This is a genomic window from Asticcacaulis taihuensis (genome assembly GCF_900100255.1).
GTDB classification, from domain to species: domain Bacteria; phylum Pseudomonadota; class Alphaproteobacteria; order Caulobacterales; family Caulobacteraceae; genus Asticcacaulis; species Asticcacaulis taihuensis.
The window spans coordinates 395,314-412,085 of record NZ_FMTS01000002.1; the positions used below are offsets into that span (position 1 = coordinate 395,314).

At 61.3% G+C, this 16,772-nt stretch carries 16 protein-coding genes; 4 read left to right on the top strand and 12 right to left on the bottom strand.

What is annotated here, in order from left to right; genetic code table 11:
- Positions 1-159 precede the first annotated feature (159 nt).
- The 3 genes from BLO49_RS18675 to BLO49_RS08620 all read left to right on the top strand — a co-directional run bounded on the left by BLO49_RS18675 (position 160) and on the right by BLO49_RS08620 (position 1,574).
- A complete protein-coding gene (locus BLO49_RS18675; protein WP_281187227.1) occupies positions 160-285 on the top strand; it encodes a hypothetical protein in 126 nt (41 codons plus the stop codon).
- 128 nt (positions 286-413) lie between these two features.
- The gene (locus tag BLO49_RS18600; RefSeq protein ID WP_245678960.1) at positions 414-899 is read left to right on the top strand and encodes a glycoside hydrolase family 16 protein; all 486 of its coding nucleotides are present in this window, start codon (positions 414-416) and stop codon (positions 897-899) included.
- Between the two features lie 156 nt (positions 900-1,055).
- Positions 1,056-1,574 (top strand): pyridoxamine 5'-phosphate oxidase family protein, encoded by a 519-nt coding sequence (locus tag BLO49_RS08620; protein WP_090647395.1) that lies wholly within the window; start codon positions 1,056-1,058, stop codon positions 1,572-1,574.
- Positions 1,575-1,699: 125 nt separating this feature from the next.
- On the opposite strand, the gene lpdA is transcribed toward BLO49_RS08620, so the two are convergent.
- The 8 genes from lpdA to BLO49_RS08660 form a co-directional block, all read right to left on the bottom strand.
- The gene (gene lpdA / locus BLO49_RS08625) at positions 1,700-3,106 is read right to left on the bottom strand and encodes a dihydrolipoyl dehydrogenase (protein ID WP_090647058.1); all 1,407 of its coding nucleotides are present in this window, start codon (positions 3,104-3,106) and stop codon (positions 1,700-1,702) included.
- A gap of 106 nt (positions 3,107-3,212) precedes the next feature.
- Complete coding sequence (locus BLO49_RS08630; protein WP_090647061.1) at positions 3,213-3,755, bottom strand: hypothetical protein; 543 nt, start codon at positions 3,753-3,755, stop codon at positions 3,213-3,215.
- A gap of 79 nt (positions 3,756-3,834) precedes the next feature.
- Positions 3,835-5,013, bottom strand: a complete 1,179-nt coding sequence (locus BLO49_RS08635; protein WP_245678950.1) for a patatin-like phospholipase family protein — start codon at positions 5,011-5,013, stop codon at positions 3,835-3,837.
- Positions 5,014-5,090: 77 nt separating this feature from the next.
- Positions 5,091-6,620 (bottom strand): 2-oxoglutarate dehydrogenase complex dihydrolipoyllysine-residue succinyltransferase, encoded by a 1,530-nt coding sequence (gene odhB / locus BLO49_RS08640; RefSeq protein WP_090647066.1) that lies wholly within the window; start codon positions 6,618-6,620, stop codon positions 5,091-5,093.
- Positions 6,621-6,696: 76 nt separating this feature from the next.
- Positions 6,697-9,672, bottom strand: coding sequence for a 2-oxoglutarate dehydrogenase E1 component (locus tag BLO49_RS08645; RefSeq protein WP_090647399.1), 2,976 nt, complete (start codon positions 9,670-9,672; stop codon positions 6,697-6,699).
- 217 nt (positions 9,673-9,889) lie between these two features.
- Positions 9,890-10,777, bottom strand: a complete 888-nt coding sequence (sucD, locus tag BLO49_RS08650; RefSeq protein WP_090647070.1) for a succinate--CoA ligase subunit alpha — start codon at positions 10,775-10,777, stop codon at positions 9,890-9,892.
- 6 nt (positions 10,778-10,783) lie between these two features.
- Positions 10,784-11,989 (bottom strand): ADP-forming succinate--CoA ligase subunit beta, encoded by a 1,206-nt coding sequence (gene sucC / locus BLO49_RS08655; protein ID WP_090647073.1) that lies wholly within the window; start codon positions 11,987-11,989, stop codon positions 10,784-10,786.
- Between the two features lie 305 nt (positions 11,990-12,294).
- Positions 12,295-12,723 carry a DUF2306 domain-containing protein gene (locus BLO49_RS08660; RefSeq protein WP_090647075.1) on the bottom strand — a complete coding sequence of 143 codons (429 nt, stop codon included), beginning with the start codon at positions 12,721-12,723 and terminating at the stop codon, positions 12,295-12,297.
- Between the two features lie 80 nt (positions 12,724-12,803).
- Here BLO49_RS08660 and BLO49_RS08665 point away from each other — a divergent pair, with 80 nt between their 5' ends.
- The gene (locus tag BLO49_RS08665) at positions 12,804-13,625 is read left to right on the top strand and encodes a LytTR family DNA-binding domain-containing protein (protein WP_090647402.1); all 822 of its coding nucleotides are present in this window, start codon (positions 12,804-12,806) and stop codon (positions 13,623-13,625) included.
- Between the two features lie 12 nt (positions 13,626-13,637).
- On the opposite strand, the gene BLO49_RS08670 is transcribed toward BLO49_RS08665, so the two are convergent.
- From BLO49_RS08670 to BLO49_RS08685, 4 genes are all read right to left on the bottom strand, one after another.
- Positions 13,638-14,198: a lipocalin family protein gene (locus tag BLO49_RS08670; protein WP_090647078.1), complete on the bottom strand. Its 561-nt coding sequence runs from the start codon at positions 14,196-14,198 to the stop codon at positions 13,638-13,640.
- Positions 14,199-14,263: 65 nt separating this feature from the next.
- Complete coding sequence (locus BLO49_RS08675; protein WP_245678951.1) at positions 14,264-15,424, bottom strand: sensor histidine kinase; 1,161 nt, start codon at positions 15,422-15,424, stop codon at positions 14,264-14,266.
- A 263-nt stretch (positions 15,425-15,687) separates the two neighbouring features.
- Positions 15,688-16,284 carry a protein phosphatase CheZ gene (locus BLO49_RS08680; RefSeq protein WP_090647083.1) on the bottom strand — a complete coding sequence of 199 codons (597 nt, stop codon included), beginning with the start codon at positions 16,282-16,284 and terminating at the stop codon, positions 15,688-15,690.
- A 13-nt stretch (positions 16,285-16,297) separates the two neighbouring features.
- On the bottom strand, positions 16,298-16,720 hold the full coding sequence (locus tag BLO49_RS08685) for a response regulator (RefSeq protein WP_090647086.1): 423 nt from the start codon (positions 16,718-16,720) through the stop codon (positions 16,298-16,300).
- Between the last annotated feature and the right edge of the window lie 52 nt (positions 16,721-16,772).

Genomic DNA, 16,772 nt, shown 5'->3' on the forward strand with positions numbered 1-16,772 from the left:
ATTGGCGCTGTCGCCTTTATCGCCCTCAGCGCCAGCGCGCTTTCCGCCTGCGGTGGTGGAGGCGGCGGCGGAGTCAGCACAGGCGGCGGCAGCCACAGTTCGTCCTCCTCTTCTTCATCTTCCTCATCTTCTTCCAGCAGTTCATCCTCATCCAGCTCAGTGGGGGCGCCTGCCGGATACAATCTGGTCTGGTCGGATGACTTCTCGACCGACGGCCTGCCGGATTCCACCGTGTGGACCTACGACACCCAGGCCAACGCCACCGGCTGGTACAACAATGAATAGCAGTACTACGGCGTGGGCCGGCTGGAAAATTCCAGTATCTCCGACGGCATCCTGTCGATCACCGCGCGCAAGGAAGATCTGACCGCCGCCGCCGATATGGCGGCCAACATTATACTTCCGCCCGCCTGATCACCCAGGGCAAGAAGAGCTGGACCTACGGTTATTTCGGGGCCCGCGCCAAGCTGCCGTGCGGCCAGGGCACCTGGCCGGCCATCTGGATGCTGGGGGAAAACGGTTCCTGGCCCGGCGCCGGCGAAATTGACATCATGGAGCAGGTCAATTCCGACACCACCATCTACGGTACGATCCATAACCAGCAGACGGTCAATACCGGCGTCACCGGCGGCGCGCATATTTCCGTGCCCACGGCCTGTACCGATTTCCATATCTATCAAATGACCTGGACGGCCGAAAAGATCGAGATCGGTGTCGATGGCACGGTCTACCAGACCTATACCAACGCCCATGCCGGCCACGACCAATGGCCCTTCGACGACCCACAATTCCTGCTGCTCAACCTGGCCATCGGCGGCGACTGGCCGGGGGCGGTCGATTACACCATCTTTCCGAAAACCTTCCAGATCGACTACGTCAAAGTTTATCAGAAGCCTTGAGCGCTCAGAGGCCGCGCGGGCGCCTCGCATAGGCTCTGGCAGGCAGCCACCTTTGCCAAATCCCGATATCGGGATTTGGAATCGCTGATCGTATCCTTATCACCCGAAGCCCATGGTGAGCCTCTTTTAGGACGTTACATGGCCAAGGAGGTTCACATGGACACACTGCATGGCGCCGAGGCGCGCGAAAAAATCTGGTCGCTGATCAAGGATATCCGGGTGGCGCAACTGGCCACCACCGACGACTCCGGCCGCATCTTCCACGCCCGGCCGATGATCGCCCAGAACCTGAAGGATTCGCACGACGCGTTCGACGGCACTCTGTGGTTTTTCACCTCCGACGACAGCCGCAAGGCCCACGAGATCGAGCACAATTCACATGCCCTGCTCACCTATGCTGATAATGGCAAGCAGGCCTATGTATCCGTCTCCGGCCAGGCTTATCTGGAACGCAACCGCGCGGTGATCGACGAATACTGGAACGACGCCAATAAGGCGTGGTTCCCGGAAGGCAAGGACGATCCGCACCTGGTCCTGATCCGCTTTGAAGCCGAGGACGCCGAATTCTGGCATGGCCCCGGCCCGGTCATCATGGGCCTGGCCTATTTGAAGACGCTGGTGACCGGCGATCAGCCGGATGTCGGCAAATTTGGCAAAGCGAACCTGCAGCATTAATTTTATGGGGTTTGGGGCCTGTGGCCCCAAGTCTTTTCCCCTTCAAAGAAAAACCCGGCCTTCCAGGGCCGGGTTTTTCTTTGAAAAGCAAGGTTTATGGGGCCACGTGCCCCAAACCCCGTAAGTCACATCTGCATGGTCCAGTTTTCGACGCCCATGGCCGCCTGACGGACCGCTTCCGAGCGCGTTGGGTGCGGGTGGCAGGTGCGGGCCAGGTCTTCAGATGCGCCGCCAAAGGCCATCAGCACGCAGGCTTCACCGATCATTTCGCCAACCTGCGGGCCCATCATGTGAACACCCAGCACCTTGTCGGTTTTGGCATCGGCGATGAACTTCACGAAGCCTTCGGTCTCATGATTGATCTTGGCGCGGCTGTTGGCCATGAAGGGGAACTTGCCGGTCTTGTAGGCCACGCCCGATGCCTTGACCTGCTCTTCGGTCTGGCCCACCCAGGCCACTTCCGGCGAGGTATAGACGACCGACGGCACCAGGTTGTAATCAACGTGGCCGGCCTTGCCGGCGATCAGTTCGATACAGGCGACCGCATCTTCTTCCGCCTTGTGCGCCAGCATTGGCCCCAGGATCACGTCGCCGATGGCCCAGACGCCCGGCGCGGCCGTCTTGAAGTGGTTGGTCGGGATAAAGCCGCGTTGATCCGGCGTAACACCCACCGATTCCAGGCCGAGGCCCTTGGTGAACGGACGGCGACCGATGGCAACCAGCACCACATCGGCGCTCAGCTTTTCCTGTGCGCCACCGGCGGCGGGCTCCAGCGTCAGTTCCACGCCCTTGACGCCGGTCTTGGCCGAGGTGACCTTGGTGCCGAGCTTGAAGGTGAAGCCCTGTTTGGTCAGCGTTTTCTGGAAGGCGGTGGCGGTTTCAGTATCCATGCCCGGCGTGATGCGGTCGAGGAACTCGACCACCGTCACCTGCGCACCGAGACGGCGCCAGACCGAGCCCAGTTCGAGGCCGATAATGCCGGCGCCGACGACGACGAGCGACTTCGGCACGGCGGACAGCGACAGGGCGCCGGTGGAATCGACGATCTGCTTCTGGTCGACATCAACGCCCGGCAGCGGGGTCGGCTCGGAACCGGTGGCGATGACGATGTTCTTCGTAGTCAGGTTCGAGGTGCTGCCGTCATTACCAGCGACCACGACCTTACCGGGGCCGGCGATCTTGCCGAAACCGGCATAGTAGGTGACCTTGTTCTTCTTCATCAGGAACTCGACGCCCTTGGTAAGCGCCGTGACGCTGTCCTGCTTGGCCTTCATCATCTGGACGAGATTGAGCTTCGGCGCCGGCACATCGATACCGATCGTGCTGAACTCATGACCGGCGGCTTCGAACAGTTCCGAAGCGTGCAGCAGGGCCTTCGAGGGCATACAGCCGACGTTCAGGCAGGTGCCGCCCAGCACGCCGCGCGACTCGACGATGGCGGTTTTCAGGCCAAGCTGGCCGGCGCGCACAGCCGCATTGTAGCCGCCGGGACCACCGCCGATGATCACTACGTCGAAATTGTCGTCAGCCATGCGAAAGCCCTCTCACATAAGGAAATCTGTTGAGCGTTAGCTAGGAGCCTCGCCCCTTCGGGTCAAGTCAATTACGCAAGGCTTAAGGACTTTTTTGCGCCCCGGATCAGGACAGCGCGGCGCGCCCGGCCTTCGGTATGGGCCGGAAGCGCGACATGTAGATGAAAAAGCCCAGAACCAGAGCCACCAGGGTCAGGGTATAGCGCGGATCCCAGCCGGACAGCACATTGAAAAGCTTGTCAGCCAGGCCCAGGCTGCGGTCGCCATTGGTCAGGTAGGTCAGGATCAGGTCAGCCGCGAAACCCAGCATGTAAATGAAGGCGGCGCGGAAATTGCCGTTGGCATGAAGAAAGGCCGCCAGCAGGTAAAGCGTGATCACCGCCCCCCACAGCCAGACCACCGGCTGGTTGTCGGTGACGATCGCCGTCACCGCCGTATCGCCCTGGATGGAATCGGTCAGCGGCGCAGCCTGTTCACCAGGCATCGGCGCGTTGAAGCCGCCGGAATAATCGGTGGAATCCATCGAGCGCGCCGTGATCGTCGGGCCGTTATCGACCGGCGGAAACAGGAAGGCTTTAGCGACCGGGAAAGCGATCCAGGCGACATAGACAATCACCACCAGTACGAGGAAGCCCCTTACATACTTCATCCTGTCACCTGTCCACGGGTTTATGGTTAAGACGACCTTAACCCAAAGGACGGGCATTGGCCAGTCCTGCAACTGTGGCTTATTTATCGGCCCAGTTCTGCGGCGACAGCCCAACAGCGTAGCCCTTGTCAAAGACCTTGTTCATGCTTTCGGTATCGAAGGCCAGCATTCCGCCATCGATAAAGTCATCCGGCATGGCCGTCACCGACATGCTGAGATCATTGCGCTCGGCAAAGGCTTTCAGCGCTACCAGGGTGACGCGCGCCTGCGCCTTGGTGATGGTTTCCAGGCTGCGGGCGGCAATGGTGACGGCATTATTCTTAGTTACCGCATAGGCCGGATTGATCTTGCCATTAACCAGCACATAGACATGGCCGCCGTGGCGCAGATCGGCCGGCACGGTCCAGTCGAGCATCGATTCCGGCAGGATAAAGAACGGCAGGGTGACGCTGCCATCGACGTGCATTTCCTGCAGCGGGTGACCTTGCGGGCCCATGGCGTCCGGGTTCTGGTCGCCGACCGTATCGGTCTCGATCATCACCGGCGCAAAGGCGCCCGGTACACTGGCCGAGGCGACCAGTACCTTGCAGAACAGTTCCCGCGCCGCTTCCCGCTTATAGGGATGGGTCTGGGCTTCCAGCGCAATGGCACCGAGATCCCAGACCACGCCTTCCTGGCTGTCGAGATTGGTGGTGGCGACGAACAGTCGCCGGCCCTTCAGATGCTCGCGGGCAATGGCGGTCAGCAGGTCGTCATCGATATAACGCGCCACCAGATCGCGCAGTTGGCCGGCCTGGAAAATGCCCGGCGTGAAGGCGGCATAGAGACCGCGCTTGTGGGTCAGCTTGGCCGCCGCGCCGCTGGTATAGGCATCGCGCAGGCGAGCGTCATAGTCCGGGCCGAGAAAAGCAAACGGCGCGATCAGGGCGCCGGTCGAGACACCAGTCACGACATTGAACTGCGGCCGGTCGCCCCGTTTGGTCCAGCCGATCAGCACCCCGGCACCGAACGCACCATCTGCTCCGCCGCCGGAGAGCGCCAGTATTTGATAAGGACCGGTGGCAGGCGTTTTAGCCGCTGTCGCGCGCATATCTGTTTCCAGACGGCCGGCCAGGCTGGGATCATCGGCATTGAAACGGGCATTGGGAAATTCCGGCACACTGGCCGCCGCAGCTTCATTGAGCACGGTGGCATCACGCGGGACGGTCAGGCAGCCGGTCAGACCGGTGAACAGCAATACGACGAACAGACGCTTCATACGCACCATTCCACAACGAAAAACCCGCCGTCACGGATTACCATGACGGCGGGCCAAACGCACTCAAATATCGTTGCTTAGACGTCGAGGATGAAGCGCTGCGGGTCTTCCAGACCTTCCTTGATGCGAACCAGGAAAGTCACCGCTTCCTTGCCATCGACGATGCGGTGATCGTAGGACAGCGCCAGATACATCATCGGGCGGGCGACGATCTGGCCGTTCACCACCATCGGACGCTGCACGATGTTGTGCATCCCCAGGATACCGACCTGCGGCATGTTGAGGATCGGAGTCGACATCAGCGAGCCGTAGATGCCGCCATTGGTGATGGTGAAGGTGCCACCCTGCAACTGGTCGATCGTGAGCGTGCCGTCGCGGGCCTGCTTGCCGAGCGCGGCGATGCCCTTTTCGATACCGGCGAGCGACAGGGTATCGACATCGCGCAGGACCGGAACGACCAGGCCCTTTTCGGTGCCGACGGCGATGCCGAGGTCATAGTGGTTCTTGTAGATGATATCGGTGCCGTCGATCTCGGCATTGACCGCGGGAATGTCCTTCAGGGCGGCGACAACGGCCTTGGCGAAGAACGACATGAAGCCGAGTTTCACACCGTGACGCTTCTCGAAGGCATCCTTGTAGGTGTTGCGCAGGGCCATGACGGTGGTCATGTCGACCTCGTTGAAGGTCGTGAGTTGGGCGGCCGTGTTCTGCGATTCCTTCAGACGGCGGGCGATGGTCTGGCGCAGGCGGGTCATCTTGACGCGTTCTTCGCGCGGACCGGTGGCGCGCGGCGCGACCGGGGCAGCAGCGGCAGCCACCGGAACCGGGGCCGTAGCGGCCGGAGCCGGGGTCGAGAGGGCAGCCAGGGCGTCGCCCTTGGTGATGCGGCCGTCCTTGCCGGTGCCCGAAACGCTGTTCGGGTCTAGGCCGGTTTCCGACACGATGCGCTGAACGGCGGGCGACAGCGGCTTGTCTGCCGAGGCAGCGGCGGCAGGAGCGGCGGCGGGTGCGGCGGCAGGCGCCGCAGCAACGACCGCGGCCTTGCCGTCCGTCGAGATGCGGGCGATGGTCTGGCCCGGCGTGACCGTGGCGCCATTGGCGGCGACAATCTCGACCAGCACGCCATCGGCGGGGGCGGAGACTTCGACCGCGACCTTGTCGGTCTCGATCTCGACCAGGACTTCATCCTTCTTCACGGCGTCACCGGCCTTCTTCGACCAGGTGCTGATCGTGCCTTCGGCGACCGATTCCCCCATGACCGGAGTCTTGACCTCAATCAGGTTGCCGGATGCGGGAGTGCCAGCCGGTGCCGCGGCAGGCGCAGCCGCTGGAGCGGCGGCGGCAGGCTTGGCAGCCGGGGCGGCCACAGCGGCGCCAGCGCCACCCACCGTGCCGAGTACGACGCCGGGCGTCACGGTCTCGCCTTCACCGACAAGAATTTGCAGGACGCCATCCGAAGGCGAGGCCACTTCGAGAGAGACCTTGTCGGTTTCCAGCTCGACGAGAATTTCGTCCTTCTTGACGGTTTCGCCGGACTTTTTCGTCCACTTGGCGATGGTGGCTTCGGTTACGGATTCTCCCAGGACGGGAACGAGGATGTCAGCCATAGGTCAGGCTCCAGTTTTGAATTTTTGTGTGCTGTTCAGCGAATGGAATGAGAAACGTGAAAGGAAACCTCCGCCCTTAGGCGAAGGCTTCATTTAAGAAGGTTTCGAGTTCTTTGAGGTGGCGGCTCATCGTGCCGGCGGCGGTGGAGGCCGAGGCCGGACGACCGACATAACGGGCGCGCTTGGCCTTGATGTTCAGGCGATCGAGCGTCAGTTCCAGCCACGGTTCGACAAACGTCCAGCCGCCCATGTTCTTCGGCTCTTCCTGGCACCAGACCAGCTCGGCATTCTTGAAGCGGCCCAGTTCGGTCATCAGCGACTTCATCGGCCACGGATAGAACTGCTCAAGGCGCATCAGATAGACGTCCTTGATCTGCTTCTTTTCGCGGTCTTCCAAGAGGTCGTAATAGACCTTGCCGGAGCACAGCACCACGCGGCGGATCTTGTCATCAGCGGCGATCTTGATGCCGGAAACCTCGGGCCTGCGCTCGGCGTCATCGTGCAGCACGCGGTGGAAGGACGAACCTTCGGCGATCTCCGACAGCGACGAGACGGCCTTTTTGTGGCGCAGCAGCGATTTCGGCGTCATCAGGATCAGCGGCTTGCGGAACGGCCGGTGGATCTGGCGGCGCAGGATGTGGAAGTAGTTCGACGGCGTCGTGCAGTTGGCGACCTGCATGTTATCTTCGGCGCACATTTGCAGGAAGCGCTCCAGGCGAGCCGAGGAGTGCTCCGGCCCCTGGCCTTCGTAGCCGTGCGGCAGCAGCATGACGAGACCCGACATGCGCAGCCACTTGCGTTCACCCGAAGAGATGAACTGGTCGATGACCACCTGGGCGCCGTTGACGAAGTCGCCAAACTGGCCTTCCCACAGGGTCAGGGTATTCGGATCGGCCAGCGAGTAGCCGTATTCGTAACCGAGCACCGCCTCTTCCGACAGGGCCGAATCGATGCCTTCATAGAGGGCCTGGCCGTCGCGGATGTGGTTGAACGGGAAGTAGCGGTTTTCCGTGCGCTGGTCGACAAAGGCCGAGTGGCGCTGCGAGAAGGTGCCGCGGATCGAATCCTGGCCCGACAAACGAACCGGGAAGCCTTCATCCAGCAGCGAGGTAAAGGCGAGCGACTCGGCGGTGGCCCAGTCGAGGTTCTCGCCGGTCTCGATCATCTGGCGGCGGGCTTCCATGACGCGGCGCAGGGTCTTGTGAGCGTCGACATCATTGGGGATCGTGGTGATCTTGGTGCCGAGTTCAACCAGCTTGGCGCGCGGCACGGAGGTGGAGCCGCGGCGTTCGTCTTCTTCCGGCAGGCCGAGGCCCGACCACTTGCCGTCCAGCCAGTCGGCCTTGGTGGCCTTGTAGGTCTTGCCGGCTTCGAATTCGGCATCGAGGAAGCTGTCGAACTCGGCGATGAAGCCATCGACCTCGGCTTGGGTGAGCACGCCCTCGGCGATCAGGCGCGACGAATAGAGTTCGCGCGTCGACGGATGGTCCTTGATCTTGGCATACATCAGCGGCTGGGTGAATGTGGGGTCATCGCCTTCGTTGTGGCCGAAGCGGCGATAACAGAACATGTCGATGACCACGTCCTTGGCGAACTTCTGGCGGAACTCGGTCGCCATCTTGGCGGCGAAGACCACGGCTTCCGGATCATCACCGTTACAGTGCAGGATCGGCGCCTGGGCCATCAGGGCCACGTCCGACGGATAGGGCGACGAGCGCGAATAGCGCGGCGCCGTGGTAAAGCCGATCTGGTTGTTGATGACGAAGTGCAGGGTGCCGCCGGTGCGGTAGCCCTTCAGGTCCATCAGGGCGAGACATTCCATGCCGACGCCCTGGCCGGCGAAGGCCGCGTCGCCGTGGATCAGCAGGCCCATGGCCATGCCGCGATCCGGGCCCTTTTCGGAAGCCAGGGTCGCCGCGTCGGTCTGGCCGCGCAGGTGGAACGCCTGCTTGGCGCGCGTCTTGCCGAGCACGACCGGATTGACGATTTCGAGGTGCGACGGGTTGGCGGTCAGCGACAGGTGGACCGTGTTGCCGTCAAAGGCGCGGTCCGAAGAGGCGCCCATGTGGTATTTCACGTCCGACGAGCCTTCGATATCGGCCGGCAGGGAAGACCCGCCCTGGAACTCATGGAACATGGCGCGGTAAGACTTGCCCATGACCGCCGTCAGGGTGTTCAGGCGGCCGCGGTGGGCCATGCCGAAGATGATGTCCTTCACACCGAGCGCGCCGCCGCGCTTGATGATCTGTTCCAGCGCCGGGATCATGGCTTCACCGCCATCGAGACCGAAGCGCTTGGTGCCGGGGAAACGGCGGTGACAGAAGCGCTCGAAGCCCTCGGCCTCGATCAGCTTCTTCAGGATGGCGACCTTGCCTTCCTTCGTGAAGGAGATTTCCTTGTCGCGGCCTTCGATGCGTTCCTGCACCCAGGCCTTTTCGGCCGGGTCGGCGATGTGCATGTACTGGACGCCGACATTGCCGCAATAGGTGCGGCGCACGATGGCGATGATTTCCTTGAGGGTGGCCGATTCCAGCCCCAGCACGCCATCGATGAAGATGCTGCGGTCCATGTCGGCGGCGGTGAAGCCCCAGTATTCCGGCGTCAGTTCCGGGTTCTGATGCACCGGCTCCAGACCCAGCGGATCGAGGTTCGATTGCAGGTGACCGCGGATACGGAAGGCGCGGATCAGCATCAGGGCGCGGATCGAATCGCGCGAGGCGGCCTGCAGGTCAGCCGGCGAAACGCCCGGCGTCTTGGCGGCGATGGCCTTTTCGACCTTGGCCTGCACGGCCGGCCAGACGCCATCCATCGCCGACATCAGTTCGTCGCGCGGCGTATTGACAGGGTTCGCCCAACCGCCGACTGCGGCATTGGCGGCGACGTTTTCCGGACGGTCCATGAGGGAATCGAAGAAGGCGCGCCATTCGGGGGACACCGAATTGGGGTCCTGCGCCCAGCGTTCCTGCATCATTTCGATGAAGATCGCGTTTGTGCCGTAGAGAAACGAGGTCTCGGCAAAGACCTGATTGAGCCGACTAGAATCGTCCGCCATGTGTGCAACCATCGAGACGGCCAATTACGACACCGTCTCCCTTTCGCAATATGTAGTGTCCAACCACCCTTAGGGCTTGAGGACGATTTGGACCGTGGCCAATAACGACACCACAGTCCGGTTCTTTATGTGTGCACGAAAGAGCCGTGCAGCAATAACCCTATTACACGAAAATATGCCCCAGGGCCATAAGGCACTGGGGCATAAATCAGACTATTTAAAGACCCTTTAAAACACTCAGAAGCGTTTCGCCGAGCGCCGCCGGAGACGGGGCGACCTTGATGCCCGCGGCCTCCATGGCGGCGATCTTGTCTTCCGCACCGCCCTTGCCACCGGAGATAATGGCGCCGGCGTGGCCCATTCTTCTACCCGGAGGGGCAGTACGCCCGGCGATGAAGCCGGCCATCGGCTTCTTGCGGCCGCGCTTGGCTTCGTCACGCAGGAACTGCGCCGCTTCTTCTTCGGCCGAACCGCCGATTTCGCCGATCATGATGATCGACTTGGTGGCTTCGTCGGCCAGGAACATTTCCAGGACGTCGATGAACTCGGTGCCCTTGACCGGGTCGCCGCCGATACCAACAGCGGTGGTCTGACCCAGGCCGGCATTGGTGGTCTGGAACACGGCTTCATAGGTGAGTGTACCCGAGCGCGAGACAACGCCGACCGAACCGGCCGAAAAGATATTGCCCGGCATGATGCCGATCTTGCACTGGTTCGGCGTCAGCACGCCAGGGCAGTTCGGACCGATCAGGCGCGACTTGGAGCCTTGCAGGGCCTTCTTGACCTTGACCATGTCCAGCACCGGAATGCCTTCGGTGATGCAGACGATCAGTTCCATCTCGGCTTCGATCGCTTCCAGGATCGAGTCAGCGGCGAAGGGTGGCGGCACGTAGATGGCGGTGGCGGTGGCGCCGGTGCGGTCCTTGGCTTCGGCGACGGTGTCGAAGACCGGCAGGCCGATATGGGTCTGGCCGCCCTTGCCCGGCGTGACGCCGCCCATGACCTGGGTGCCGTAGGCGATGGCCTGTTCGGAGTGGAAGGTGCCCTGCGCGCCGGTGAAGCCCTGCGTGATGACCTTGGTGTTTTTATCGATAAGAACGGACATTGTGACTTAACCCTTCACAGCCTTGACGATCTTGGCGGCCGCATCGGCCAGATCGTTGGCGGCGATAACATTGAGGCCGCTCTCGTTGATGATCTTTTTGCCGAGTTCGACATTGGTGCCTTCGAGGCGAACCACTAGCGGCACCTTCAGGCCCACTTCCTTGACGGCGGCGATGACGCCCTGCGCGATGATATCGCACTTCATAATGCCGCCGAAGATATTGACCAGGATGCCCTTCACCTTCGGATCGGAGGTGATGATCTTGAAGGCCGCAGTGACCTTCTCGGTGGTCGCGCCGCCGCCGACATCGAGGAAGTTGGCTGGCTCGGAACCGTAGAGCTTGATGATGTCGAGCGTGGCCATGGCCAAACCGGCGCCGTTGACCATACAGCCGATTTCGCCGTCGAGGGCGATGTAGGAGAGGTCGAACTTCGAAGCTTCGATTTCCTTCTGGTCCTCTTCCGTTTCGTCACGCAGGGCGACGATGTCCGGATGGCGGAACAGGGCGTTCGAGTCGAACGACACCTTGGCGTCGAGCACGATCAGCTTTTCATCACCCGTGATGATCAGCGGGTTGATTTCCAGCATATCCATGTCCTTGGCGTTGAACGCCGTGTACAATTGCTGGAGAAGCTTGGCGCCCTGCTTGGCGACATCGCCCTTCAGGTTCAGCGCCTTGGCCAGCGCACGGGTGTGGGTTGGCCACACGCCGGTAGCGGGGTCGATGGTGAAGGTATGGATCTTCTCCGGCGTATTGTGCGCCACGTCTTCGATGTCCATGCCGCCTTCGGTCGAGGCGACGACCGAGACCTTGGAAGACACGCGGTCGACCAAGAGCGACAGGTACAGTTCCTTGGCGATGTCGGCGCCTTCCTCGATATAGAGGCGGTTGACCTGCTTGCCGGCCGGACCGGTCTGGTGGGTCACCAGCACGCGGCCGAGCATTTCGTCGGCATTCGCCTTGACATCTTCCGGCGACTTGACGACGCGGACGCCACCCTTGGCATCCGGGCCCAGGCCCTCGAAGCGGCCCTTGCCGCGTCCGCCGGCGTGAATTTGCGATTTGACGACGAAAACCTTGGAGCCGGCTTCCGAAGCCAGGGTCTTGGCGGCCTTCAGGGCCTCGTCGGGGGAGAAGGCGGCATATCCGCGCGGAACGGCAACGCCGAACTCTTTGAGGACGGCCTTGGCTTGATGCTCGTGAATGTTCATGGAACCGATCTTGGCAATTTGCAGAACTTAGGGAAGCGCCCGCCATGCCAACCGAAATTGGCGCGACCGGCCCTGATGAGAGGGCGAACTCCGTTGTCCGTCCTAAGTGATCGGGCCGCTTTATAGAGAGCCGCGCGTCTGTGTGCAACCGCTCACACACATAAATTTGATGATCGGCGTGATTTTGATTGCGTGACTTTTCGCTTGCCGCACAAACAATGGTAGCGCTAACGCAATACTGGCCAAGGCGACAGCGTTGTCAGACTATGGTCGCCGCACCGCAAAAAAAGTATACGATTAAAGGCTCAGCCAAAAACCATTTGCCACATCAGGCGTCCGGGCAGAAAGGTGAAGAGACCAGCCACCAGCAGGGCGCCGACATAGAGGTTGATCGCCTGTTTGCGATGCGTCCGGATATCCTTTTTCCGCGCGGCATAGACCAGCACCGGCACAGCCACCAGGGTAATGCCCGACAGGATATGGATAAAGCTGAACTGGCCGTGATTGATGATTTTGATAAAAAGCGAAGAGACCGCCACGGTCATCATGAAGATCACCCATGTCCAGCCAAGAATACGATGCAGGCCGGTGCCCTTGGGGCCGAATATCTGGATGGTGCCGATCACGAAAGCCGCCAGCGCCGCCAGAAGGTGAATCTGGATCACCGGCGGAACCTCGCCGATCAGGGCCAGGTTTGGCAGGTGTGGATGGGCATAATGGTCGAGGAATGTCATGCGGGGGGTCCGTAAAATGGGATGGCCTTTGAAAAGCGGATGCCCCATAAGACATGGCTCAGTTCTGGATGCCCGGCCCCATGCGTGAATTGCCCGACCTTATTCGTGAAACGCCGCCCCCTGCCACTGGCGCTTCGTCAGTGACACGCCTGATCATGGCCATAGTCGGCCCATACTGGCTGCGCACCTACGGCATAGCGCTCGGCATGGCGCTGCTGCTCACCTTCACGGCCGCCAACGGCACGGGCAGCGTGCCGCTGCTGATCCGCTTCCCTTACTGGCTAATCCTGATGGTTTTCGGCACCCTAATCGCGCAGGTAACCGGCCGGATGCTCGACCGCTTTGCCAGCCTGAACCTGTGGCAGACCATAGCGGTCATGATCGCCATCACCACGCCGCTGATCTGTGTCATGGTCTGGCTGGTGACGGCGGCCTTCAACAGCGATCATGCGCTCGAACCGGCACGACTCGTGCGTCTGGTGGAGCCCGTCCTGGTGATCACGGTGGCCATGGCCGCGCTGCACGTTCTGATCAACGGCACACCCGCCCAGAGTCACGCCTTTGCATCGGATGTGCAGACTGAACCCGGCGTGGTTTTCCGCGAACGTCTGCCGTTCAAATTCCGCCACGCCGAGATTCACGCCCTGGAGGCCGAGGACCATTACCTGCGCGTCCATACCTCCGCCGGCGACACCCTAATCCTGATGCGGCTTTACGATGCCATCCGCGAACTGGACGGCATCGAGGGCTCGCAGACGCACCGGTCCTGGTGGGTGGCCAAAGCCGCCGTCACCGACACGATCCGCGCCAGCGGACGCGTCAGTTTCACGCTGAAGGACGGACTCATCGCACCAGTCAGCCGCGGCTACGCCAAGGCCCTGAAACAGGACGGCTGGCTGTAAGAAACGTCGCAATCAGTGCTGCGTCATCCGCACCATGGACCAGTCATAGCCAAGCGCACGGGTGCGAGCCTCAATGGTATTGCGCGTCAGTTCGTCGGGGTGGGCGGTGCGGCTGAGCAGCCACAGATAACGGCCGGAAGGCTCGCCGACGATCGACCACGCATAGTCATCCGCATGGTCGAGCACCCAGTAATCACCGACATAGAAGGGGCCGAAGAATGAGACCTTTAACTTGGCATTGTCACTGCCGGGCACAATTTTGGCCTTGCCGTGCGCGGTTTTTACGGGCCCGGTCACACTGCCCTTGCGGCAGGTGTTGATGACATCGATCCCGCCGTCGTCTCGCTTGCGGTATTCGGCGGTCACGCCTTCGCAGTCTGTCTCGAAGCGGTTCTCGTAACGGCCGATTTCGTACCACAGGCCGACATAGCGCATCGTATCAACCGGCTTGGCGGGCTGCGGCACCGTCGCATTGCCGACCGGGCCACCGGACACCAGGCTGGCGCAGGCGGTCAGGGCCAGGAAAGCGCCGCCGGCCACGGCGAGCGGAAATATCAGGCGATTGGGCTTCATAACGACTCTCCGGATGACGCAGTCGGGCGAAAGGTCCGGTTTCCGCGATAAAGATTCAATGCGGTCTACACGCCCTTATCCGGCAGGGTAAAGCTGAACACGCTGCCCTCGCCCGGCTTCGAGCGCAGGCTGATATCACCGCCACACAAGCGCACGAACTTGCGGCAGGTCGAAAGGCCGATACCGGTGCCGATATAGTCATCGAAGCTGTGCAGGCGCTGGAAGACCTGAAAAATGCGCTCATGGAACACCGGATCTATGCCGATGCCGTTATCCGCCACATCGAAGCGCCAAAATGCTCTCTCGGCCTTACCCTCCTTGCGGGCGGATACAGAGATTTCCGGCATCCGGCTGCCGTCCTGGAACTTGAGCGCATTGCCGACCAGATTTTGCAGCAGGACACGCATCAGGGTGGGGCTGGTCCTGATCACCGGCAGGCCGGCGGCGGTCACCCGCGCCTGCTTTTCAGCGACGATATCGGCGAAATCCGGCATCAGCCCATCAAAAACCTTTTGGCAATCGACCGTTTCGAGCTTCACTTCCTCGCGGCCGATGCGTGAGAAATTAAGGATGTCGCGGATCATCGTCTGTACACGGACGGCATTGTCGCGGATATATTCAGCATAGCCCAGGGCCGTTTCGTCAAGTTGCCCGGCCACACCTTCGGCCAGCAGGCCGGCATAGGCGTTCATCATGCGGACCGGTTCCTGCATGTCGTGCGAACAGACATAGGCGAAACGCTCCAGTTCCTCGTTCGACTGGCGCAGATGGGCGTTCAGTTGCAGGATCTGCTGTCGCTGGGTGTAGAGGTCGAGATAGACCTTGACCTTGCTCTTCAGAATATCGGAATTGATCGGCTTGAAGATGTAATCCACCGCGCCAATCTCGGCCGCTTCAGTGGCGAAATGATCTTCCTTGCTGATGGCGGTCACAAAGATGATCGGTACATTTTGCATCGACGGCCGGGTTTTCATCAGGCGGGCCGTCTCGAACCCATCCATCACTGGCATCTGGACATCGAGCAGGACGATGGCGAAATCTTCCTTCAGCACCAGGTCGAGCGCCTTTTCCCCGGAATCGACCGTGGCGATATCTGCGCCCAACGGTTTCAGCAGGGCTTCGGTGGCAAGCAGGTTTTCCCAGCGATCATCGACGATGAGGATTTTCGGTTTTGCCACACCAAGGCCGTCCTGGGCGTCACCGCGAAGGCTGTTCATTGCGCTCATAGGGTCTCTCACCAGCACTTTCCGAAAAGTGTGATTTGCACTTTTCGGATTAAAAAGTGCGCCTAACAAAAAAGCCAACTCGCACCCCGGCTTGCGGCGGTGCCGCGCAGACTATGCTACCGCAACCTGGCGGTGAAATCACAATTTGGTTTTCATGTCGTAAGGATTGATCCGGGTTGTGATGGGCTTGCCGCATCGCAACCCTGCGGCGTGCGACCGCATGCCGCCGCCAATGCGGCGAGCCTGCGCGGCCTCTGAGCGCATTAAGCAAACAGGGCGTCGATATCCGCCTGATTGGTTTCGGGGCCGTCCAGCGCCGGACCATTAAGCAGCAGGTTCTGCGCCCGGATTTCAGCCGCCGTCAGATCGGCGGCGGCCACTTCCTCGCCGATGCCGACCACGGCGGCCAGGTCGGCCACTCGCGCCTCGATCTGGTTCAGCAGCCGGACGATCTTGGAAATGCGCTGGCCGGTAATATCCTGGAACGCGCAGGCTTCGAACATCTTCATCACCTCGTCGGTGATCCGGCCCGCCAGTTGCGGATCGGCGGCATTGAGCCCCATCACGGTTTCCGCCGCCGTCATGATGGTATTGGTGGCGCTTTCGGTATCCTGGGTAATGGCCGCCAGTTCAGCGCCGGCATTGGAGAAGGCGCCATTGGGATTCAGGTCGCTGATCTCGGCGCGCGCCTGGGCGATGGAATCGGCGATGGCCTGGAAATCCTGCGACCGGCGGGTATCGAGTTTCAGGTAGAAGCTGTGCAGCAGACCGACGAGTGTCTCGGAATGCTGCATGAGGTCCATCAGGCGGGACAGGTCACCGTCGGGGTCCGGACGGCGGAGGGGGGTACGCGGGGACATGGCGGGCTACTTCTTACTCGGCAACCGCCGCGGCATCAGCATTTTCGGTCTGCGCCCAGTAGGCATCGACATCGCCGCAAACCTGCTTGACGTCATCGAAGTAAAACGGCTTGGGCAGCAGGAACTTCACGCGGGCGCGACGCGCCTTGTTGAGCGCCGTGGCGCCGGCATCGGGATTATTGACCTGACCGGCCGTCATGATGGCGATCGGCACATCCGGGGCATGTTCGCGGTAGATATCGAGATCATCGAGCGTATTGTGGCTCTCGATAAAGACATCCAGCACCAGCAGATCAAATTTCTGCGCGCTGAGCTGGGCCAGCGCTTCCGGCATATCGGTCACGCAGACGGCCTCATAGCCGGCACGCTGGAACATTTTACTGATGATGATCGCCTGGGTCCGGCTGTCTTCCAGTATCAGCACCTGTCTCGCCATAACTCGCCCCTTGCACGCTAAACGTATACTATTAGAGCGGGTAATGCCTAAT